Raw genomic sequence first — 21,601 nt, 5'->3', positions numbered from 1 at the left:
AGATGCCAGACACTAGATATCAGATTAAACTATTCGTAAAACTGAAAGTCTAGATCTGACATCTTCAATCTGAAATCTAATATTAAGTATAAAAAGTAAAAATGAAAACTAAGCTGATTGCTCCTTCCCTATTATCTGCAGACTTTGGGAATCTGCAAAGAGACATTGAAATGCTGAATGAGTCCCAGGCCGACTGGTTCCATATTGATGTAATGGACGGCAGATTTGTTCCTAACATCTCTTTCGGTTTTCCTGTGATGAAGACTGTTCAGCAGCACGCCAAAAAATTTGTTGATGTTCACTTAATGATTGTAGAACCGGACAAATATATCGATGAATTCATCAACCATGGAGCAGATCTTATTTCTGTACATTATGAGGCATGCACCCATCTTCACAGAACGATTCATCATATCCAAAACAGAGGAGCTAAAGCGGGGGTTGTTTTAAACCCTTCCACTCCGGTTTTAATGCTTGAAGATATTATCGCTGATGTAGATCTTGTATTGCTAATGAGTGTAAATCCGGGATTTGGCGGACAAAAATTTATTGAAAACACCTACAAAAAAATAGCTGAAACAAAAGATCTGATTTTAAGCAATAATTCAACAGCGCTTATTGAAATTGATGGTGGGGTAAACCTTGATAATGCTTCTAAACTTTTTGATGCCGGAGCCGACGTTTTGGTGGCAGGAAATGCAGTATTTTCAGCAGAAAGTCCGGAAAGAATGATTGAGCTTTTAAAGATTTAAAATTGGCAAGAATATATAATTTTACACTAGGCTTCATTTTCTATTTGTTCTGCTGTCATTCTGAATGCAACGAAGTGAAATGAAGAATCTAATCTATGAATGAGATTCCTCCTTCGTCGGAATGACAATACATGTAAAATTGTACATAACGACCTAAAATTTAATTTAATCAACATAAGAAAGGCAGCTCTTAGGGGCTGCCTTTTTTGTAGAATTTGAGCTTTGTGGTTATTAGTTAGCTTTTGCAGCAAGAGCCTTTAAATACTTAAATTCCCTTGTGTTATTACTGACGTAAAGATCTGTATAAAACTTTATTCATACATCCGTATAAATACGTAATTTGTAATTCAGTATTTATACGGATGTGATATTTTCTTCCTAGACTTCCTTATTCCAAATACAGGCGCAAATCACTAAAAATATGCTGATTACTGAAAAAACAGTTCTTATATTGTTTAAAAAATTCCATCTGTTTTCAAAATTTTCACGCATTTGACTTATTAAATCATTCGTTGAATTATTAATATTAAATTGATCCAACATATCATTCAGTGGAACATTTCCGAATACAGTAACCCCAAAAACACCGACCAGGTAAGCAATTGAAGCGATCAGCAAAAAGATAAAAGTGGGATTATTTCCACGGAATAAGAAAGTGGAAACAGGCAGAAGTACGGCTGTCCCCATAAAACTTATAAAAAATACAGGATTCAGAATTTCCCGATTGATACTTTGCATAGCTTTAAGATATTCCAGATCTGAAAGCTTTCCGAGCCCTAGCACTACTGAGCATGAATATGCATAAAAAAGTCCGGCAATCAACGCTGTAAGCACTGCCGTGATCAATAAAAATACTGTTGTCATTTTCATTATTTTTTATTTTGTGATGTTTCGTAGGTTCTATTCAACAGACTTAATAAGGATTCCATTTTTTAATAATAGCCTGCGCTGTATTAATCATTTCTAAATCCCATTTCTCAGGCTCAAAATAATGAAATCGTTCCCTTTTGATAGCTGTTTCATCAACAGCATCAAACAGCAGTTTAGTCAGTTTTGTTTGATCTTCATATAAAAACAAATCTTCAACAGGTGCCGAAAGATTGATCTCTTTTTTATGCCATACTTTTTTGTTATCCAACCGATCATCTGAAGCATCAATTATTTCTTTAACCTTATTAAAATCATTAAAAAAACATTGTTTTTCTTTTTGAGTTTTGATGGTATGACCAAGTCTTTCAACGATCACGTATTCAAGGTGGGTACATTGGGAAAAAATTTGGGGTATTATGGCAAATATCTCCTCCGGAATTGAATCATCATGGGTATCTCTCCGGACTGGATTTCTTCCATATGCACTTTTTTGCCAGCTTCCTCCTGACAGATGAATTTCTTTCACCTTTTCCAAAGGATATAATTGAATAAGCTCCCAGATATCCGTTTCAAAATTACAGGCTTGACAATAAAGGTTATGGATATCCAGAATTATAAAGCCATCAATATCTTCGATCAGCTTATGAATAAATTCTCCCTGTTCTTTAACGTCGTCTATAGAGAAAGAAAAAGCAAGATTTTCAATCCCTATCGGAATATCTACCGCATCCTGCAATCTATTTATTCTGTCTTTTCCTACCTGCAATGTTTTTGAATTCAAAGAAACAGGCAATGGAACACCCTGATGAAAATTATCCGTATTCATAAAGCCAAAATGCTCAGTAATATGATTGTAATTCCTTTTTTGGGTTTCCTTTTTTAATTGCTCAAGCCACATTTCCTGCCTGCCCGTCCAACGTGCATCAAAGAGCGAATAATAAACACCATGCCCGATAAGACGGTTACTTTCAGCATAAAAATCAAGAAGTTCACTGAGCCATTCGGGTTCTTCTGTATGGTAAAAAGTATCAAAAGACCACTCTAATACTTCAATAGAATTGGTCTGCATCACCGGCAAAACCGCAGAAACAAACTCTGTTTCTGCCATCATTGACAATCCTAGTAATGGCTTTCCCATACCTATCCCATCCCACAAGCCGGACAGTAATGTGAATTACCTCTAGTAAGACTATCTTTAAATTTAGCAGGTTTTACAGGCACCGTCTTCGGAGATTGGGCTACTTGTGTTTTTTTTACCTTTTTCACCGGCTTCTTTACATTTTTACTCCCTGGTTTTGAAGTCTGTCCGGAGACTCCTACCGCTAATAAACTTGCCATTAATAATACTGGAATTTTCATAATCATTTTTTTAGGAAGGTTACAATAATTATTCCGTTTATGATTATCCTAAAGTACAACAATTTTATCATCTAGTATTTCATAGTTCTTAGGTTTTAAATCCTATATATTCAACTTAAATGTAATATTAAACTGAACATCATAAATTATTCTTCATCATTAATTAAAATATAGCCGATAAATAACTTAATCTGATTGCAATAACTCCTCTCATTTAAAAAGGAATTAAAATATAGCCGATAAATAACTTAATCTGATTGCAATAACTCCTCTCATTTAAAAAGGAATTAAAATACAGATGATGATATAATTATCCGAAAAATCTACCACAACTGAAGAGAAACTGTCACACCGGGAATAAGTCATAGTGATTGGGCAAAGAAGAAAATTAGATAAGAATATGCTTACACCATTGGTTTTTCCGGATTAATTTGTGGAGTTGCATCAGGAAAAAAAAGATGCTATTGAGAATACATATAATTGATACAGAGATGAAAAGTGACATGAAGTCACAGCCATTTTGGCATAAAAAACAAAATCCAGAGAAAATATCTCTGGATTTTTTATAATGAAGATCTTTTTTCTTAGAAAATCTCTCTTCCAGAAAAATGGAATTGAGCCTCAATAAGAGCGTTCTCGTCAGAATCTGAACCATGAACAGCATTTTCTCCGATGCTTCTTGCGAACATTTTTCTGATGGTACCTTCTGCAGCATCCGCAGGATTTGTTGAACCGATTAATGTTCTGAAATCTTCAACTGCATTGTCTTTTTCTAAAACAGCAGCTACGATTGGGCCAGAACTCATGAATTCTACCAACTCACCATAAAATGGTCTTTCTGCATGTACTTCATAGAATTTTTTAGCATCAGCAACAGTAAGTTGAGTTAATTTTAAAGCTTTGATTTTAAAACCTCCTTCTGCAATTTTACCTAAGATAGCACCGATATGTCCGTCAGCAACAGCATCAGGCTTAATCATAGTGAATGTAATGTTAGACATAAATGTATATTTTTTTAATGGCGCAAAATTACAAAAAATATCCATTATTTTAATTTTAATTTTCTTTAACATAAAAATAACTTTTATTAAGAAATTATGAAATAAAGTTTGGCACAATAATTGTTTAACTAATTACGATTCTCATGTTTAATTTGAGTTTTCATGGTTATTAGTTTTTACCCAGCTTCGGCTGGGTTTTTTATTGATAAAAAACAACCCACTCTGTTGTGAAATTCGTAAAATTTTCAACGCATAAAAACCACATTAATAGGTTATTGCTTCTAATTCAATCAATGAAATAAAAGCAATTATTAAAAAAAATTAAAGATTATTTTTGTTGATTAGCTTCTTCTGCCTCATCCATTAATTTAATATAAGTCGAATACCTGGAATGTTGAATTTCTCCTGTTTCAAGAGAAGCCATCACGGCACATTTCGGTTCGTTGATATGAAGACAGTTATGGAACTTGCATTCTTTTCTTTTTTTGAAAATCTCAGGGAAGTAATGCTGTACTTCTTCTTTTTCTATATCAATCATAGCAAACTCCCTTACACCTGGAGTATCAATCACATTTCCTCCAAAATGCCAGAAGTGCATCTGAGCAAAAGTAGTGGTGTGCTTCCCTTTTAAATGAGTATCTGAAATTTCTGATGTTCTTATATTCAATCCTGGCTGCAGAGCATTAACCAATGTGGATTTACCACAACCAGAGTGTCCGAAAAAGACGGAAGTCTTGTCTTTCAACATTTCCTGCAAACTTTCCAGATTTAATTGGGAATACGAAGAAATCTCCAAGCTGTCATATCCTATTTCCTGGTAAAGAAATTCAATGTCTTTTACGATTTCAATCTCTTCTTCGTGAAGAACATCTATTTTATTGAATAAGAGTAAAGGTTTTATATTATATGCTTCACAGCATGCCAGAAACCTATCAAGGAACCCCAGTGAGGTTTCAGGATGTTTAAGGGTGAATATAAAGCATGCCAAATCGATATTGGAGGCGATGATGTGAGCTTCTTTTGAAAGGTTTACGGATTTCCTAATCAGGTAATTTCTGCGCGGTTCTATTTTAGTAATCCATGCAATATCATCCTGTTCCAGTTGAAATTCTACGAAATCTCCTACAGCCAGCGGATTGGTAAGTCTTGTTTTAATTAATTTGAATTTACCCCGGATTCTGGCTTCAAAAATTCTATCGGTTTCCATTTCTAAAACCTGATACCAACTTCCTGTAGATTTAATGATTTTTCCTTTCATATTTATAACTGAGTGCAAATATAAGGAATTAGGGCTTAGGATTTCGGTATTAGCGGTAAACTAACTCCTATTTCCTAAGCCCTAATTATATTGATGAATCTTTCAGCTTATTGTCTGTCTATCATAATGCTGTTCTGCACTTCAATAGATTCTTCGTGGATCGCTTTGAAAACTTTTTCAATAAAATCCTGAGACATTCCTGTTTCTTTTGCTTTCTGACCTGCGTATTCTGTGATCACTTTCCAACGTTCCGGCTGGAAGATAGCGATATCGTTCTCTTTTTTAAGTTTCCCAATTTGTTCGGAAACTTTCATTCTTTGAGAAAGAAGTTCAATCAACTGGAAATCGATATCGGAGATCAAAGTTCTGTGTCTTCCCATTTCTCCGTCGAAACCAGCAATTCCTGAATTTCTAACTTTCAGATTTCCGATTAGTTCGGCAAGAACTTCCGGGGTAATCTGTTGTGAAGCATCACTCCACGCTTCATCAGGATTACAGTGGCTCTCGATAATTGCTCCCTGGTATCCAACGTTCATTGCTTCCTGGGTAATATCAGCCAATCCTGTTCTGTTTCCACAGATATGGGAAGGATCCACTAACATAGGAATATTTGGAAACTGGCTCTTAAAATCTAATGCAATCTGCCAGTTTGGATTGTTTCTGTATTTTGTTTTCTGGTACGTAGAGAAACCTCTGTGTATCGCTCCAAGATTTTTGATGTCCTGACCTAAAAGTCGTTCTAAAGCTCCGATCCATAATGCTAAATCTGGATTCACCGGATTTTTAACAAATACAGGCTTATCTGTTCCTCTTAATGCCATTGCGATTTCCTGAACGGTAAATGGGTTTACGGTAGAACGTGCTCCAATCCAAAGGATATCAACATCAGCTTCCAGAGCTGCAAAAACGTGATGAGCGTTGGCAACTTCGGTTGCAGTTTTGAATCCGTACTCTTCTTTTACTTTTTTCAACCAGTTAAGACCGATCACTCCTACCCCTTCAAAACCGTTGGGCTTAGTACGCGGTTTCCAGATTCCTGCACGGAAAATTGGCACCTGAGCATTTGTTTCTTTAATTCTTCTGGCAGTCTCAAGCATCTGAGCTTCACTTTCTGCACTGCATGGTCCGGCGATCATTAATGGTTGTGAAAACTCATTGATCCAGTCGTTTTTTAAGTCTTTTAAATTCATCTTGTTAATTTATTGTATAATTATTTTTATTTTTAAAATTTGCATCAATAATCCATTCATTATAAAATTTACTTTATAATTCTTTTCAAAAAATGCCGTTCAAAATTTTTAAAGGAATCAGGAAAATTGGAATGGAATCTATTTTCCTGTATTTTTTGAGAAAGAAATTTAATTAGCTATACCAATAAAATCGATAATAACTTCTAAAATTTCTATAATAGGTAGAAGAAAAGCCAAAATAACCGCTAAAGTAATTAGCGGGAGCGAAACTAACAGCGTTTCTAAAGTCGGACATATATGGGATCAAAGATTTTTCCACTGTTGTTATGTGCCTGAGCTTACGTTATTTATAGCTTTAAATTAATTATTCTTTTTCCTGCAAGTGTAATTTTGCTGCAGAAATATTTGACAAATATATAAAATTATGTCAAATCAAACTTCATTAAATCATCAAGATCTTTCAATAATGGATTTTTCTCGATGAATTTTTCAAATATTTTCTTTTTGGTAACCACCTCTATTTTAAGGTTTTCGAAGTCTCTTTTGTACTCAATTTCAATGCTATAGTTATGAACTTTTGTTTTGAAATGATTAAAAAATTCTCCGCTTATTTTATCAAATTCTATTTTTGCAGAATCAGATGGATATAAAACCTGAATAGCGTTTTCGTCTTTTTTGATAAGTTTAAAAGCTTTAATGGCATTAAAAACGAATGTATTTTTAGACTGAAGTTGTTTTAATAGCAAATTCCATTCCATTTGCAGATCTGTATCTGTAAAATGGCTTTTCGGAAGGTTTTCGGTGGTAGTGGAAACGGTTTCTTTTACTTCTGCTGTTTTTTCTTTAGGAGGATTCATCAAAGAATTGATACTAAATCCGGAAGGAGCTCCTTGTCTGGACAAAGGTTTGGAAGTGGTTGTATTAGGTATTTTCACCTCATTATCGACAGCCAAAGGCTTCTCAATGGGTTTCTCTATTTTCTCCTGTGGTTTTGGTGTTTCAGGTAATTGTACTTCCTGTTTCTCATGAAGAAAGGGCGCTAGTATTATGAACTTTTTTTTTTAGTAACGTCTGCATTAGCCGTTAAAGAGGTCAGCTGCATCAGGGCAATCTCAACCGTCAGTCTTGGGTTCTTAGAGTTTTTATAATTAATATCAGCATGGTTACAAATTTCAATAGCATCTATAAGCTGCTGTGCAGTCCATTTCCGTGCCTGTTCAACAAATTTAATTTTTGTTTTCTCTCCCACTTCAATCAATTCCATGGTAGAGGCATTCTGAGCCATCATTAAATCTCTGAAATGATTTCCCAATCCGGCAATAAAAATATGAGGATCGAACCCTTTTTTAACGATTTCATTAAATGCAAAAAGAACTTCCGGAATTTTGTTTTCCTTCGCAAAGTCTACAATATTCAGGTATTGATCGTAATCTAAAATATTCAGCACTTCAGCGGCTTTGGCTAAAGTGATATTTTTTTGTGAAAAGGTGGAAAGCCTGTCGAAAATAGAAAGCGCATCTCTTAATGCTCCATCTGCTTTTTGAGCAATCATGTATAAAGCATCATCTTCATACTGGATATTTTCCTTTTTGGCAATATTCATCAAATGTCCCTGAATGTCTTCAATAACAATTCTTTTGAAATCATAAATCTGACAACGAGATAAAATGGTAGGAATAATTTTATGTTTTTCCGTAGTAGCCAAAATGAAAATGGCATGGGCAGGCGGCTCTTCCAGGGTCTTAAGAAAAGCATTGAAGGCAGCAGAAGACAGCATATGAACCTCATCGATGATATATACTTTGTATTTACCCACCTGAGGAGCAAAACGCACCTGGTCTATCAATTCTCTGATATCGTCTACCGAGTTATTAGACGCAGCATCTAATTCGTAGATGTTATAAGCAAAGCCATCTTCTGAAACGGAGCCATCTTTTTCATTAATCTTTCTCGCGAGAATCCTTGCACATGTAGTTTTACCTACTCCACGGGGTCCGCAAAACAGCAGGGCCTGAGCCAGCTGATTTTCATCAATAGCATGTTCTAAAGTATCTGTAATATGAGATTGCCCTACAACAGTTTCAAACTCCTGTGGACGATATTTTCTTGCAGATACTATAAAATTTTCCATAGGCCAAAAGTAAGGAATATAGTTTTAATCTGAAAATTAAAAGTTTTCAAATTATCAAAAATAACTTAATTTTTTGGCCTCATGAGAAAATTTTTAATCATCATTTTTTTTCGTAAGCAAGGTCTACAAGTTCTGCGATAGCTTTTTCAATCTCGTGTCTTCCTTCTTCAGTTTTCAGGTCAATTCCACAAAATTTGCTGGCATTGTACCCTGTATAAAGGTTAAGGTAATAAGCACCGGACACAATTAAAGCCATGATTGCTCTGTATCGTGTAGCTCCTTCACCAAAGTGAGGATCGGTAATGTTTTCGAAAATCATACTTCCCGCTTCTTCCCTCTGTTCCACCAATCTTCTAAGAATAGGTTTACTTTCAGAAAGTTCCCAAAGAATGATCTTTTGAAGTTCTTTATTTTTTCTGAAGTTTTCAAACTGGTTAAGGATAGCCATTTTGGAAAGCTCTTTACCACCATCCGAAATGTCTACCTCAATACTATTCTGATTGATTTTGCTCCAGTAATCCTGGGATTTAATATATTCATCTATCAGCTTATCCGTGCTACCAAAGTATTCATAAATAAGCTTTTTATCAAAACCGGCTACTGCTGCAATTTTACTTACTTTTAATCCTGAATATCCTTTTACTCTGAGGATTTTACCGACTGCAGCGAGCAATTTTTGTTTGGTTTTTTCTTTGTCCCTAATGGGCCCCTGCACTACTTTTCTAGGCATAATTTATTATTTTTTTGCAATATGCAATTTATTATTGATATCTTCAAACGCATTCAGCGTTTTATCAAGATGCTCTCTTTCGTGTCTGGCTGTTACGCTCATCCTTATTCTTGCATCTTTTCTGGCTACCGCCGGATATAAAATGGGATTGGTATAGATTCCTTTTTCTATTAGTAGTCTTCCTACATCTCCTGTTACATGTGGATCTCCAATTTTTACGGGAACAATGGCAGAACAGCTAATCCCTGTGTCTAATCCTAGCTCGTCCAATCCTTTTTTGAAGTAATTTATATTATTCCAAAGCCTCTCTCTCCATACCGGTTCTTCATCTATTAAATCGATTGCTTTGATAATTCCTGCTGAAGACGGCGGTGCTGTTGCCGAAAATATCTGCTGACGGGACTGGAATTTAAGAAAGGTTGCCAATTTTTTATCTGCAATGACATATCCTCCTAAATTACCAAAAGTTTTACTAAAAGTTCCGGTCATGATATCTACTTTATTCAGCAAGCCTGCCTGCTCTATGGTGCCTCTTCCTGTTTCACCTAAAATTCCTATACCATGTACGTCGTCCACCATCAGAAAGGCATTATACTTCTTTACAAGATTATAAATCTCATTCATATGCGAGGTATCTCCGTCCTGCGAATATACTCCATCTATAATTACGAGTTTTGTGCGGTAAAGGTTTTCAGAAGTCTTCAAAATATGTTCCAAACCTTCTAAATTATTATGTGGAAATGTCTTTTTATTGGTAAAAGCACATCCTTCATATACGCTGGCATGTACGGCCATGTCTAAAATAGCAAGATCTTCTTTTTGCATCAGGCACTGTAAAGTAGCGCTATTGGCAGTATATCCGGTGGTAAACACTACTGCTTCATCATCATTTCTTCCGAAAAAATTTGATATTTTTCTTTCAAGTTTGTCATGATAATCAAAATATCCCCCGATAAGCGGTGTTGCTCCTGTACCGGTACCGTATTTCTGTATTCCTTCTATGGCCGCCTGCTTTACTTTCGGGTGTTGCGTAAACCCTAAATAATCACTTGAAACGAAACTTACATATTCTTTGTTTTGGTTGGCAATATCGACGTGTAATGTAGCATTGGTTCCTGTGGTATTTTTCAATCTATAATTCATATGACCGTTAGATCTCATATAGTCTAAAAAGTCATAGAAATACTCTGCTCTTTGGGCGATATTATAGTTTGGAATATTCTCAAAATCCTTAAATGTCGCTGTTGAAAAGTTAATACTCATCCTTAATTTTGTTAGTTGTTTAATGAAACAAATATATGATTATTTGGAATTGCTCAAGTTGTCATTCGGATTTAAATATTATTACACAAATACTATTTAAATCTTAATAACTGAAAACCAGATTCCTTCACATATTATTGAATCTTTATGATTTTTGTTACAGATTATTAGTTTTTTATCTATATAAATCTAATAAAAAAAAGAAGACCATAAAAGGATTATGGTATATAAAACGTAAAAAAAAATCAATTTTTCCACAACCTTCTCATTTATAAAATATTAAATTTCATTTGTCCTAATATCTTCCCGATTTAAGAATAAAACAGTACGCATACAATTTCTTATTATTAATCCAGAAACACAGTGTTTATAGGGAAAAATTTAATATATATCACTTTTAGCGAATAAAAAAATAAATAAGAATGATCTCGTTCAAAGATAATGAACTGCTAAGTAATGGCAAGATGCATATTGAAAATAGTAATGACGAACATATTTCAGACTTATTAATATGATGGTCTTTTTTCTTTTCTGAATTGACCCGGGGTAATCCCTGTCATTTTTTTAAAGAATTTTGAAAAATTGGATGGATCGTAAGTGAAAATACGCGCGACTTCTGCAACAGTTTTATCAGACTCAGCAAGCATGGTTTTGGCTTGCTCAATAATTTCTTTATCGTAAAAATAGCAAGGATGATTTCCTTTTTCTTTTTTCACAGTGTCTGTAAGATGCTGATGAGAAATTGCCATTTCTCCTGCTATTTCATTCAGTTTCATAAATTCAGGAACAGTCCCGGAAATTACATCTTTAATGTGCTTTTCCAGCAAGGTAAAATACTGACTGCAGATTTCTTCTCCTCTTTTTATTCTTTTTTCATCATTATGCATAGTATATAGTGTTGATTGAATTGATAAATTTAAGAATATCCATCAAAAATACTGCGGTGAGCTTTTCGGAAATATAAAAAAGAACAGGTTTAGTGAAAACTGTCTTTAAATGCTTTTATAGAGTTTTTCACTTTTAGTTTTTCCAGAATATTCTGACGGTGTCTGCTTACTGTATTGATGCTTATAAATAGAAGGTCTGCAATTTCTTTGCTCGCATATCCGTCACCCACGTATTTTAAAATTTCCAGCTCTCTTTTGGATAAAATATTTTCGTAATTGAGTTTATCTTTTACCGCTATTTCTCCTTTTATGGCGTTTATAATTAAAAATTCCGAAGAAGAAAGCAAGGATTGATCCAGCGCAATATTATACAAACATAATGCAAACCGCAAACGACCATTATGAGGAGAATAAATATAAAACATCCGGTGCTTTACAAAACGGTATTCGTCATTCTTATCTTTCATCCTGATTTTTGACAGTACATTATAGTCAGCTCGGTCCTGAGGATTCATTGAATCCATAAGTTTAAAGAATCTTAATTCATGGATATATTTTTTAAGCTTATCATCCGGATGTATTTTTCTGATGATCTCTTCTTCCCAGATAGAATCTATTTCCGAGAGGTTTTCCGTAAGGTTTAATCCCAGTTCCAGCGCTGCTTTGGATTGATACACATAGCTTTTATCTGCCTGCATATCACTTAATACAGAAATAGCACCTTCCATCTGTGAATACACCAAAGCTCTTTGTTTGTATACTTCTACATCCAGAAGGCATTTTTCTCCAGCATTATTCAGCAACGTGTCACTCAGCTTATCCTTGATTTCCATAAATGGTTATTTATAAGTATTGTTGAAATTCGGGTTTAATTATACTTTTGCTAAAGTAACAATTTACACTCAGTTATATCCAATGAAGAGATTGATTTTAAGTTTCTGTACACTGATTATATTTCAAAAGAATACTGCACAGACATTAGAAAAGATGACATGGTTTAATGAACCTGAAAAATGGGAAATCAAAAACAACAGCCTATCTATGTTTGTTACGCCACAAAGTGATTACTGGAGAATTTCCCATTATGGCTTTACCGTTGATGATGCCCCATTCTACTATACAACCTACGGTGGCGAGTTTGAAGCAAAGGTAAAAATTACCGGGAATTATAAAGCCAGATTCGATCAGATGGGATTGATGCTGAGAATTGACAAAGAAAACTACATCAAAGCCGGAATTGAATTCGTAGATGGAAAATACAACCTGAGTACAGTGGTTACTCATACTACCAGCGACTGGAGTGTGATCACAATAGATAAAACACCGGCTATGGTATGGATAAAAGCGGTAAGAAGACTTGATGCAGTTGAAATCTTCTACTCTTTTGATGATAAAAATTATATCCTGATGCGCAATGCTTATCTGCAGGACAACACCCCCGTTATGGTCGGTCTGATGGCAGCCTGCCCCGATGGTAACGGATTCAGCGCAGTTTTCGAGAATTTTAAAGTAAAAACACTTCCGGATCAGCGTCGCCTTAAGTGGCTCGAAAACAATAAATAACCGATTGAATTATATTTCAATATACAGTCAATTTTTATGAAGTCTCCCATTTTTTTGGGGGACTTTTGTGTTATAAAAAAGCCAGATATTTTCATCCGGCTTGTATTTGTGCATTAGAATCGGGTATCGGATTGATAAGGTTTAAATCAATGATACAGCCACTGGCAACACTTTGTAATCTATGACTATGAGGGATAATGATAAACTTTCCTTTGCTGCTATTTGTATTTAATGTATTCTTACTGCTGATCTTATTGCTCTTTAGCTATTTCTATCAAATATTGATTGAGTGATGTTGCATTAATCCCAACCTAAACACTCCTATGAAAAAGCAAAAAAAAAATTGCAAGGATCATTCTAATAGATAATACCGTTTTTTCTATATCAAATTTTGGTTATTTTGTTTTAGCTTACGTAAATGTAATAATTAATCGCAAACAAAACACCATAAAGAGATAAATAATTCAAAATATTAACAAAAAATATAATTCAATACATATTAATATTAAATTATTACTGATAAATTAATTTAGCCCAAAAGTAAATGATGTTCTGGTTTTTTATGAAAAGTATTGAAAATTAGAACAGCACAAGGCGGTATCATTGAGGAATAATGAATTGATAAAATTTCACTTATTTCTACTTTACAATAAGAAAAGTATAAAAAACCTTCATGGCTTTTTTTTCGTAAGCATCTTTCAGAGTGACCAGCATAGCGGTGCGGATCATATTCTTTCCTTTTATCGGGATCGTAATAAGCTCGCCATTTTCTGTCATAGTGGTTTGTGCCAAAATAGTGTACCAGTTTCCACTTTTGGCCAATTCCAGCAACGTGGGGATATCGTTAATTTCAATAAAAATCCTGGGTGATAATCCACTGCTTCCAAATGCCTCAGTTACGAATCTGGTAGTACTGTAGCCTTTTGCGGGCATCGCCAAAGGAAGATCTGCAATTTCTTTCAGAGTGACGCTTTTTTTGTGCGCCCATTCTGAATTCCTGGACGCTACCAAAGTCATTGGAGATGTAAAAAGAGGATGATAAGTAAAGATTTCCTGTCTGTTTCCTGCTGCAAAAGTAAGAGCAAAATCCAGTTCCAGATGCTGCAGTTTATCCATCAGCTCGGAAGTGGTTCCAAATATAATATTAAACTTAATATCCGGATATTCTTTCGAAAAACTGATCAGAGGCTGTATTAAAGTCTGGCGCATTCCATAGGTAACTCCAATATTGAGTTCTCCTCCTTTTAATTCCTGTAAATCCTGCAGCGCAAGAAATCCTTCCTGTGACTTCAGCAGGCTTTTTTCTGCATATCCTGCAAAAATGCTTCCGGCTTCCGTTAAAACTATACGCTTCCCTATCCGATTAAATAATGGGATTCCGAGTTCTTCCTCAAGCTGCCTGATTTGCTGGGACAGCGTACTCTGGCTAATGTAAAGCTGATTAGCCGCTTCTGTAAAATTAAGCAGTTCTTTTGCTTTCAGAAAATAACGAATCTGTCTGAGCTCCATTTTACAAATCTATTAAATGTATACAAATGTAGAAATTATAAAACAGATGGCTGTTTAAAAAGATAAGCCCTACCCTACAGCATCCATAAAAGACATTGTATAACCTTAAAATGATTATTTCAGACTGATTAAGATGGTTGCTTTAGTGCATCAAAAGAATTCGTTCTTCTTCCAGATCTATTTTCATTAAATGCTTTCTGATGATATCCTCGTCGAACCGCTGGTCATTATCATGATTCTGTTCAATAAGCCACATTCTCTGCTTATCAAGAACATCCAGATAGGCGTTTTTGATCTCTGGAGTGAGTTTCACATCAGTATCTTCATCAACTTTAATTTTCCATTTTTCATGAAGCTGCTGTAAAAAAGGACTTTTCACAAGCACTTCTCCATAATGGTCTGTGAGATGATCTAACGCAAATCTCGACATCTCTCTTTTAATAAGCTCATCCGATTCTTCATCGGGAAGATGATCATTGAATGAAGGCAGATTTATTTTTTTAATAAGATATGGAAGGCTAAGCCCCTGAAGAAGTAAAGTGGTAAGAATAACGATAAAAGTAATGAACAAAATAAGATTTCTTTGAGGGAAATCAGGGCCGCCAACATATAATTTTGTTGGGATTGAAAGAGCTGCCGCTAATGATACCACTCCACGCATACCGGTCCATCCCATAATCAGTGGTGCTTTAAAACCGGGACTTCTCGTATCTGCTACCGTGATAAAGTTTCGAGCGATTAACGTCACAATAACTGCTCCATAGGCTGATAAAATCCTAACGACAATTAAAACAGCAGTGATCAGAAGCCCATATCCTATTGCTGCGGAAACACTTACTCCTCCAAGCCCGGAAACAATCTCCGGAAGATCTAAACCGATTAACAGAAATACCAATCCATTCAAAACAAAAACCAGGCTTTCCCATACGTTGATTCCACGCAATCGGGATGAAGCACTTAAAAATCGATGTCTTCTGTTGGAAAGCAGCAGTCCACCACTTACAACCGCCAGCACTCCTGAACTGTGTACTTCCTCCGCAGCAATATACATAGCATACGGAGCCACAATAGTAAGTATCGTATCCATGCTGGCATCTGTGGGAAGATATTTATGAGCTTTCATAAACAGCCATCCAATTAAAAGTCCTACTCCGGTTCCTCCTATTACCATCCAAGAGAAGCTGAAAGCCGCTTCGTACCAGATAAACTGTCCTGTCGCTACAGCAATAAGAGCAAAGCGTAAAATGATCAGTGAAGAAGCATCATTCAGCAGGCTTTCTCCTTCTAAAATAGAAGACATTCTTTTTGGAATTTTCACAAATTTTAAAATAGCACTCGCACTTACTGCATCCGGCGGCGAAACGATTCCACCCAATAAAAAACCAAGCGCCAAAGAAAATCCAGGAATAAAATAATTGGCAACAAATGCCACAGAAATTGCAGTAAGGAAAACGACTACAAAAGCAAAACTTCCGATAATGCGCCGCCACTTCCATAATTCTTTCCATGAGATAGACCATGCAGCCTCATACAATAATGGGGGCAGGAAAATAATGAAAATAAGTTCAGGATCTATATGAATGGCCGGAATTCCCGGTATGAAGCTGATCAGTAATCCAGCAACGACAAGCAGTACCGGATACGCGACTTTTATTTTATTCGCCAGCATGATCAGTAATATAATGGCTACAATAAGGGATAAATAGAATTGAAAATGCTCTATCATTTGCGAAAAGTGTTTTATAGATACAATGATAATCAATTAAAAAATTATCTGCAAAAAATACATTTTTCTCTTTTAATAAATTTTTTTTCACTTAAATATTATAAAGCTATAAAAAAAAGAATAAACCATTTTTAATTTTATTATCCAATGAACGGCAATTATTTTTTCTTACAAAGCCCTTGTATTACGGATTCCTACTTGGTCGCACAGCTGTATATATAAAAATATAATTGCAGGAAGCTTACCAATACCTGTATTTTCTTGATGTATTTATAACCCTCTTTAATTTAGTTTCTTTATAAAACAAAGGACATATATCACATTTCATTAACTTTTTTTTATCTTTGTCCTTTATGTATTTTGTGCAAATTTATCTGCTACGGCAAAAAAAAATTGGAGTAGAGCAATGAAAAAGACCGAACGGATCATAAAAACAAAAGATTATAAATCAATAATTTACACCAGTCTACTTATCCCAATTTTATGACTGAAAGACTTTGAGATATAATTAACTCCTATTGAAAAAGCAGATGAAAATGAAAGAAAACACAACACAAGAAAAGATCGTTCAATACAAAAAAGATCTGATCCATTCCTATACCATTTTAATGGCATTCATTGTTCTTATATATGCCCTTATTTTTACTTTTCTTATTCCGGATAAAATCATGTCATGGTATCTCTTTGGCGGTTTATTCTTTTCAGTCTACTCCTTTTTTATTATTAGAAAAAACTATAGAATTGAAAGCTTGGTTCATGCTTACATAATTATAGCACCCATCTACAACTTTTATGTCATGCTTGCCTTCTGGGATAATTCTGTGGCCAGTTTTGTATGGCTTCTGCCCATTCCCCTGGGGGCCTATATTTTTTTTACAAGAAAATATGTCGTGATATATAGCATATATGTTGTTTTAAATATCATTTTAGGTTTCTTGGTTACTAAAATTTTTCATTTCAATTTCCAAAAGCACAGTGCAGAAGATATAAAAATGACCGATACTTTTCTTTTGCTCTCTAATCTGGCTGTATTTTTACTTCTTGTTTATTTCAAAGACAAAATAAGAAAGGTGGAAATATATAATCAGGTGGAAGAAAAGGTGAAAGGTGAAGACAAAACGGCTTTAGGCCAGGAAAAAGAACCTGCCTTTTATGAAGAACTGTTTGAAAAGATCGAAGCAGAAATGAAAGACAAAAAGTTCTATAAGGATATCAATTTTAATATTTCAAAGCTTTCTGTAGCATTAAACATCAACAGCAGATATATTTCACAAGCAATCCGGTATAAAGGACATCCAAATTTCAATAATTACCTGAATATTTACAGAATCAACTGTGTTAAAGAGCTTCTTGACGAAAATGATATCGAAAAGGTAACCCTGCTCTATATTTATACGGAGGCTGGATTTTCTAATCAGTCTACCTTTAACCGTGTTTTTAAGCAGATTGAAAAGATTACACCTTCAGAATATATTACCAGCAAACAGGAAATTGATAATCGGTTTTAACGATGAATATTATCGAAATAAAGCGTTTTACAGATTGGGAAATTATCAGGAACTTTACAGGATAAAGAAAACTCTTTATCTATAGATGAGTTTTTAATTCCAACTCTATGAATACATCTGAAAAAGCAGATAAGGGAAGCCTCCGCTTTCGATATATAAAACTTTGTATTTTCTTTTCAGGACTTTCTGTTTTTGCCCAGCTTTATCTTTTTCAGCCATTGCTGCCAATGGTAGCAGAACATTTTAAAACAACCGTTGGCGATAGCTCTCTGCTTGTTTCTTCAACCACTATAGGCATGGCTTGCGGATTGTTATTTTTTGCTTTTCAGGCAGACAGTTATTCACGAAAAAAACTGATGACGTTTTCCCTTATCTCATCAGCATTCTTTACGATTATCTCCACCTGGATTCCCAGTCTCCCCTTACTCATCGTTATTGGTGTATTGAAAGGATTTGTTGTTTCTGGGGTCTCTGCCGTCGCCCTTGCCTATCTTACAGAGGAGGTCAGCAGTATGGTGGTGCCTCTGGCAATCAGTATGTATCTCAGCGGAAATACAATCGGCGGAATGAGCGGAAGAATATCTGCCACTATTTTAGCCGGGGAATTCGGATGGAGAAATGCAGTTCTTATTATTGGAATAGAAAGCCTGCTTTTAGGATTGGTATTCTGGAAACTGTTCCCGGAATCAAAATTCTTTCATCCTCAAAAGGTGGATTATTCCCTGAAAGTAAAGCAGATGAGAGTCTTTTTAACGGATCCCTATATGCTTCGGCTTTATGGTATCGCTGCATTATTGATGGGAGTTTTCGTGAGTGTGTATAATTACCTCACCTTTCGGTTAGAAGCAGCACCTTTTTCACTGAATCATTTTGTGATTGCTTTTATATTTTTAATGTACACTTTTGGAGTACTGGGAACCATGATTACGAGCAGGCTTTCCGGAAGGTTTGATAAAAAGTATATTCTGAAAGGTGCAATACTTTGCATGCTTTTGGGACTTTGTCTACTGATCTCTACGAATATTTATCTTGTTATTTCAGGTTTGGGAATATTTACGCTCTCCTTTTTCGCGGCCCACACGATGGCAAGCCAGATGGCAGCGCTGCATGCTAAACAAGGCAAATCTTCGGCTACGTCTATGTATTGGCTGTTTTACTATTTTGGATCAAGCTTTTTAGGAAGTGCCACGGGATATTTGCTTAATGCCACTTCATGGCCTATTTTCACCATCGTTCTGATCGTATTCGTCGGAGTCTCTTTCCTTATGACTGTTACCAAAAATAAGCAAGAGTAATTTTTTTCAACAGGTACCACATTTTTCACAATTGTCCAAAATTAATCCCAACAAAAACACAATTTTAACATAAAATTATAATTTGTAGAAAAAAATTATACAATTGTTAACAAAAACTTTAATAAAATCTATGATGTAAGGCATAATATTTGTAAATAACTAGAGTAACCAAGTACCACCTCTTAAAAAAATCAAAATATTATGAATGTAGATGATCTTAAAATTAAAAACTTAGTCGAGTATAAAAATCAGATTTTTACGATTACTGAAATATTTCAAAGCGTTGAAAAGGGTTATTTTGTTAAAATAGAAAATCCAATCCATATTATTTCAGTTCCGGCAGATTCTATCAAACCCATCAGAATTACTGAGGAATGGCTTGAAAAATTTGGATTTTCAAGAACTTACAGCTCTGATCACAGAATTCGTTACGAAAGACCTGAAACGTTTATTAAATATGATATTGATCTAAGCTCAAGAAAAATAATGGAAGGTTTGAAAATATATGGTAATTCTATCAAATGCAAATACATCCATGAATTCCAAAATATTTTTTCATGTTTATTCGGGAAAGAAACTTCCCCAGCGAATTACGGGCTGGTAAACAGCGAATCTTAATAAAAAATCATCCTATAAAAAAGGTCTGTTTCTTATGAATCAGACCTTTTTTGTTGGCTATTTGTTATAAATTAATTCAATGGGCTGTAATAAAACAGATAAAAATTACTTCTACACGTTAAATCTAAATATCACGCAGATCAATCAGATGATGCAGATTTTTTCTAAACATGGTTAATCACAAAAGACATAAAGTCTTTAAACACTAAATTTATTTAAAGTTAAAAAAATCAAAGAATTTTATTGTTCGTCATACAGAACAATCTGCTAGATCTGCGTAGTTTTAAAAGTAACATAATTAAAATAATCATGTGTGTGAATCTGTGAAATCTGTGGTCAAAGAAAATAAATAATTACGGTAGATTCTATTAATTTTATAATAACTGCTTCAACATATTTTTCCCATTTTCATTATCAGGATTCAATTGTATAGATTTTTTATACATATCGGCAGCTTCTTTTTTCTTTCCCATTTTCAATAATACTTCTCCATAGCTGTCATAAGCATTCCAGCTGCCAGGGAATAAATAGGTATTTAATTTAAAAATTTCGAAAGCTTCCTGTATTTGGTTTCGGGACATTAACCGATATGCCCAGTCATTCAGTTCAGATTCATTAGGTTTGAATTCAGGATGTATTTTCTTTTCTGCATTCACTACATCAATGGCTTTATTAAAACCCTTCTTTTTAAGCTGAATTCTAAGAAAAGTAATGGGATCTGCTTTCACAATACCCGGAATATAGATTCCGGCAAGCTCTTCCAGGAAATCTTCAGGCATCCCACCACCTAAGTTGGTGAGGACAATAACAGATAAATTATCGTCCGGATATACTAAGAATGCAGATCTGCCACCTCCCGACATTCCTACTGCCTTGTGTTCGGCCCTAAACTTCGTTAATCCCCAGCCCGGCGACCAATTGGTAGGTGTTCCGTTATTAAAACGAATCGGCGACCACATCCGTTGCAGTGATTCCGGATTTTTTAATAGTTTTCCTTTCTGTAAAGCAATAATCCAGGCAGCAAGCTCTTCTGCAGTAGTATTGAGCCCGGCACTTGTTCTCGTAAACTCCGGAAATAAGTGATAATCATTGATCAGTTTGGGTTCATTAAGTTTTTGCCCATTCAGCATAGTTGTATATCTGTAGGTAGGTGCAAAATGAGCGATTACATCTCTGGAATCCCCAAATACTGTACTTTTCATTCCAACCGGTTCAAACTGACGCTTTTTAAAAAATACATCAAAAGGCTGTCCGCTGAGTTTTTCAATTATTTTCCCAAGCAGATAATAATTGGTCTGATTATAACTAAACTGCTCACCGGTTTTAAAGCTCATGGGAAGTTTTGTAAGCGCTTCCCAAATTTCTTTTTCTGTTTTCAGATTAGTCCCCGTAATAGGATCCAGCAGCTGTAATATTTCAGGGAACCCGGAAATATGAGTCATTACCTGCTCAACGGTTACCTGCTGCCACTTTTCAGGAAGATCGTCTAGATATTGAGATAAAGGAGAAGATAAATTGAGTTTTCCTTCTTCAGCAAGCTGCATAATCGCTACAGCCGTAAAAACTTTTGTACATGAATTAATAGGAAAAACAGTTGTATCAGTAACTGGGATACGATCCTGGATATTGGCTGTACCAAAAGCTTTTTTAAGAATAATTTTGCCGTTTTGCACAACGGCGATCTGTAATCCCGGAATTTGCCGTTCTTTCATTTCCCTGTTGATGACAGTAGCTACGGCAGCTTCAGTATTCTGAGCCGGAAAACAGGCCGAAAAAAGACAAAAAATCAATATACAATACGTTTTCATGGATGGTTTTAGTAATAAGACAACTCAAAGAATGTTTGTATTACATATTGAGTCGATTGGGTACCATTTTCCAACAGAAAAATATCAATAAATGATAAAAACCGTTATAACTATTACAGAAAAAAGGAACAAA

The 21,601-nt window shown here is 34.9% G+C and carries 20 protein-coding genes; 5 read left to right on the top strand and 15 right to left on the bottom strand.

Annotation, left to right across the window (positions count from 1 at the left end; all coding sequences use genetic code 11):
• The first annotated feature begins 101 nt into the window (after positions 1 to 101).
• A complete protein-coding gene (gene rpe, locus IW15_RS16310) occupies positions 102 to 752 on the top strand; it encodes a ribulose-phosphate 3-epimerase (protein WP_034713486.1) in 651 nt (216 codons plus the stop codon).
• Positions 753 to 1,130: 378 nt separating this feature from the next.
• Here rpe and chrI read toward each other — a convergent pair whose 3' ends face one another.
• From chrI to IW15_RS16250, 12 genes are all read right to left on the bottom strand, one after another.
• The gene (gene chrI, locus IW15_RS16305; RefSeq protein ID WP_228384385.1) at positions 1,131 to 1,616 is read right to left on the bottom strand and encodes a chryseobasin maturation helper ChrI; all 486 of its coding nucleotides are present in this window, start codon (positions 1,614 to 1,616) and stop codon (positions 1,131 to 1,133) included.
• A 49-nt stretch (positions 1,617 to 1,665) separates the two neighbouring features.
• Positions 1,666 to 2,760, bottom strand: a complete 1,095-nt coding sequence (gene chrH, locus IW15_RS16300) for an MNIO family chryseobactin maturase (RefSeq protein ID WP_034713482.1) — start codon at positions 2,758 to 2,760, stop codon at positions 1,666 to 1,668.
• Between the two features lie 2 nt (positions 2,761 to 2,762).
• The gene (chrA, locus tag IW15_RS16295) at positions 2,763 to 2,981 is read right to left on the bottom strand and encodes an MNIO class RiPP chryseobasin precursor ChrA (RefSeq protein ID WP_131368582.1); all 219 of its coding nucleotides are present in this window, start codon (positions 2,979 to 2,981) and stop codon (positions 2,763 to 2,765) included.
• 584 nt (positions 2,982 to 3,565) lie between these two features.
• Complete coding sequence (locus IW15_RS16290) at positions 3,566 to 3,982, bottom strand: nucleoside-diphosphate kinase (RefSeq protein WP_034707297.1); 417 nt, start codon at positions 3,980 to 3,982, stop codon at positions 3,566 to 3,568.
• 328 nt (positions 3,983 to 4,310) lie between these two features.
• Positions 4,311 to 5,240, bottom strand: a complete 930-nt coding sequence (gene rsgA / locus IW15_RS16285) for a ribosome small subunit-dependent GTPase A (RefSeq protein ID WP_034713478.1) — start codon at positions 5,238 to 5,240, stop codon at positions 4,311 to 4,313.
• A 107-nt stretch (positions 5,241 to 5,347) separates the two neighbouring features.
• Positions 5,348 to 6,430, bottom strand: a complete 1,083-nt coding sequence (locus tag IW15_RS16280; RefSeq protein WP_034713475.1) for a chorismate mutase — start codon at positions 6,428 to 6,430, stop codon at positions 5,348 to 5,350.
• A gap of 422 nt (positions 6,431 to 6,852) precedes the next feature.
• A complete protein-coding gene (locus IW15_RS23060) occupies positions 6,853 to 7,383 on the bottom strand; it encodes a hypothetical protein (protein ID WP_228384384.1) in 531 nt (176 codons plus the stop codon).
• 92 nt (positions 7,384 to 7,475) lie between these two features.
• Positions 7,476 to 8,561: a DNA polymerase III subunit gamma/tau gene (gene dnaX, locus IW15_RS16270; protein ID WP_034713473.1), complete on the bottom strand. Its 1,086-nt coding sequence runs from the start codon at positions 8,559 to 8,561 to the stop codon at positions 7,476 to 7,478.
• A gap of 100 nt (positions 8,562 to 8,661) precedes the next feature.
• Complete coding sequence (locus tag IW15_RS16265) at positions 8,662 to 9,291, bottom strand: TetR/AcrR family transcriptional regulator (protein ID WP_034713470.1); 630 nt, start codon at positions 9,289 to 9,291, stop codon at positions 8,662 to 8,664.
• A 6-nt stretch (positions 9,292 to 9,297) separates the two neighbouring features.
• Positions 9,298 to 10,554 (bottom strand): aminotransferase class I/II-fold pyridoxal phosphate-dependent enzyme, encoded by a 1,257-nt coding sequence (locus tag IW15_RS16260; RefSeq protein ID WP_034713468.1) that lies wholly within the window; start codon positions 10,552 to 10,554, stop codon positions 9,298 to 9,300.
• Positions 10,555 to 11,060: 506 nt separating this feature from the next.
• Positions 11,061 to 11,441 (bottom strand): helix-turn-helix domain-containing protein, encoded by a 381-nt coding sequence (locus IW15_RS16255; protein ID WP_034713467.1) that lies wholly within the window; start codon positions 11,439 to 11,441, stop codon positions 11,061 to 11,063.
• An 89-nt stretch (positions 11,442 to 11,530) separates the two neighbouring features.
• Entirely contained in the window at positions 11,531 to 12,274 is a 744-nt protein-coding gene (locus IW15_RS16250) for a response regulator transcription factor (RefSeq protein WP_034713465.1), read from the bottom strand.
• An 82-nt stretch (positions 12,275 to 12,356) separates the two neighbouring features.
• Between IW15_RS16250 and IW15_RS16245 the strand changes: the two genes are divergently transcribed.
• Positions 12,357 to 13,004, top strand: coding sequence for a DUF1349 domain-containing protein (locus tag IW15_RS16245; protein WP_034713463.1), 648 nt, complete (start codon positions 12,357 to 12,359; stop codon positions 13,002 to 13,004).
• A gap of 639 nt (positions 13,005 to 13,643) precedes the next feature.
• Here IW15_RS16245 and IW15_RS16240 read toward each other — a convergent pair.
• Together IW15_RS16240 and IW15_RS16235 are read right to left on the bottom strand one after the other, a co-directional pair.
• Positions 13,644 to 14,513 carry a LysR substrate-binding domain-containing protein gene (locus tag IW15_RS16240; RefSeq protein WP_034713461.1) on the bottom strand — a complete coding sequence of 290 codons (870 nt, stop codon included), beginning with the start codon at positions 14,511 to 14,513 and terminating at the stop codon, positions 13,644 to 13,646.
• A 142-nt stretch (positions 14,514 to 14,655) separates the two neighbouring features.
• Positions 14,656 to 16,239, bottom strand: coding sequence for a Na+/H+ antiporter (locus IW15_RS16235; protein WP_034713459.1), 1,584 nt, complete (start codon positions 16,237 to 16,239; stop codon positions 14,656 to 14,658).
• Between the two features lie 536 nt (positions 16,240 to 16,775).
• On the opposite strand from IW15_RS16235, the gene IW15_RS16230 reads away from it, so the two are divergent.
• The 3 genes from IW15_RS16230 (at position 16,776) to IW15_RS16220 (ending at position 19,660) form a co-directional block, all read left to right on the top strand.
• Positions 16,776 to 17,747 (top strand): helix-turn-helix domain-containing protein, encoded by a 972-nt coding sequence (locus IW15_RS16230; protein ID WP_165585212.1) that lies wholly within the window; start codon positions 16,776 to 16,778, stop codon positions 17,745 to 17,747.
• A 107-nt stretch (positions 17,748 to 17,854) separates the two neighbouring features.
• Entirely contained in the window at positions 17,855 to 19,042 is a 1,188-nt protein-coding gene (locus IW15_RS16225; protein ID WP_034713455.1) for an MFS transporter, read from the top strand.
• A 201-nt stretch (positions 19,043 to 19,243) separates the two neighbouring features.
• Positions 19,244 to 19,660, top strand: coding sequence for a hypothetical protein (locus tag IW15_RS16220; protein WP_034713453.1), 417 nt, complete (start codon positions 19,244 to 19,246; stop codon positions 19,658 to 19,660).
• A gap of 374 nt (positions 19,661 to 20,034) precedes the next feature.
• Here IW15_RS16220 and IW15_RS16215 read toward each other — a convergent pair whose 3' ends face one another.
• Positions 20,035 to 21,468 (bottom strand): serine hydrolase, encoded by a 1,434-nt coding sequence (locus IW15_RS16215; RefSeq protein ID WP_034713451.1) that lies wholly within the window; start codon positions 21,466 to 21,468, stop codon positions 20,035 to 20,037.
• Positions 21,469 to 21,601: the final 133 nt, after the last annotated feature.

This window comes from Chryseobacterium soli, from assembly GCF_000737705.1.
GTDB lineage: Bacteria > Bacteroidota > Bacteroidia > Flavobacteriales > Weeksellaceae > Chryseobacterium > Chryseobacterium soli.
Note: the sequence above shows the minus strand (reverse complement) of the source record. Positions and strands in the feature narration are given on the sequence as shown.

Coding starts and splice junctions, on each gene's coding strand:
- rpe (WP_034713486.1), top strand. CDS start 102: ATGAAAACTAAGCTGATTGCTCCTTCCCTATTATCTGCAGACTTTGGG.
- IW15_RS16215 (WP_034713451.1), bottom strand. CDS start 21,468: ATGAAAACGTATTGTATATTGATTTTTTGTCTTTTTTCGGCCTGTTTT.
- IW15_RS16235 (WP_034713459.1), bottom strand. CDS start 16,239: ATGATAGAGCATTTTCAATTCTATTTATCCCTTATTGTAGCCATTATA.
- IW15_RS16290 (WP_034707297.1), bottom strand. CDS start 3,982: ATGTCTAACATTACATTCACTATGATTAAGCCTGATGCTGTTGCTGAC.
- IW15_RS16250 (WP_034713465.1), bottom strand. CDS start 12,274: ATGGAAATCAAGGATAAGCTGAGTGACACGTTGCTGAATAATGCTGGA.
- IW15_RS16230 (WP_165585212.1), top strand. CDS start 16,776: ATGAAAGAAAACACAACACAAGAAAAGATCGTTCAATACAAAAAAGAT.
- IW15_RS16265 (WP_034713470.1), bottom strand. CDS start 9,291: ATGCCTAGAAAAGTAGTGCAGGGGCCCATTAGGGACAAAGAAAAAACC.
- IW15_RS16220 (WP_034713453.1), top strand. CDS start 19,244: ATGAATGTAGATGATCTTAAAATTAAAAACTTAGTCGAGTATAAAAAT.
- IW15_RS16260 (WP_034713468.1), bottom strand. CDS start 10,554: ATGAGTATTAACTTTTCAACAGCGACATTTAAGGATTTTGAGAATATT.
- IW15_RS16240 (WP_034713461.1), bottom strand. CDS start 14,513: ATGGAGCTCAGACAGATTCGTTATTTTCTGAAAGCAAAAGAACTGCTT.
- IW15_RS16245 (WP_034713463.1), top strand. CDS start 12,357: ATGAAGAGATTGATTTTAAGTTTCTGTACACTGATTATATTTCAAAAG.
- IW15_RS16280 (WP_034713475.1), bottom strand. CDS start 6,430: ATGAATTTAAAAGACTTAAAAAACGACTGGATCAATGAGTTTTCACAA.
- IW15_RS16225 (WP_034713455.1), top strand. CDS start 17,855: ATGAATACATCTGAAAAAGCAGATAAGGGAAGCCTCCGCTTTCGATAT.
- chrI (WP_228384385.1), bottom strand. CDS start 1,616: ATGACAACAGTATTTTTATTGATCACGGCAGTGCTTACAGCGTTGATT.
- chrA (WP_131368582.1), bottom strand. CDS start 2,981: ATGAAAATTCCAGTATTATTAATGGCAAGTTTATTAGCGGTAGGAGTC.
- dnaX (WP_034713473.1), bottom strand. CDS start 8,561: ATGGAAAATTTTATAGTATCTGCAAGAAAATATCGTCCACAGGAGTTT.
- chrH (WP_034713482.1), bottom strand. CDS start 2,760: ATGGGAAAGCCATTACTAGGATTGTCAATGATGGCAGAAACAGAGTTT.
- IW15_RS16255 (WP_034713467.1), bottom strand. CDS start 11,441: ATGCATAATGATGAAAAAAGAATAAAAAGAGGAGAAGAAATCTGCAGT.
- rsgA (WP_034713478.1), bottom strand. CDS start 5,240: ATGAAAGGAAAAATCATTAAATCTACAGGAAGTTGGTATCAGGTTTTA.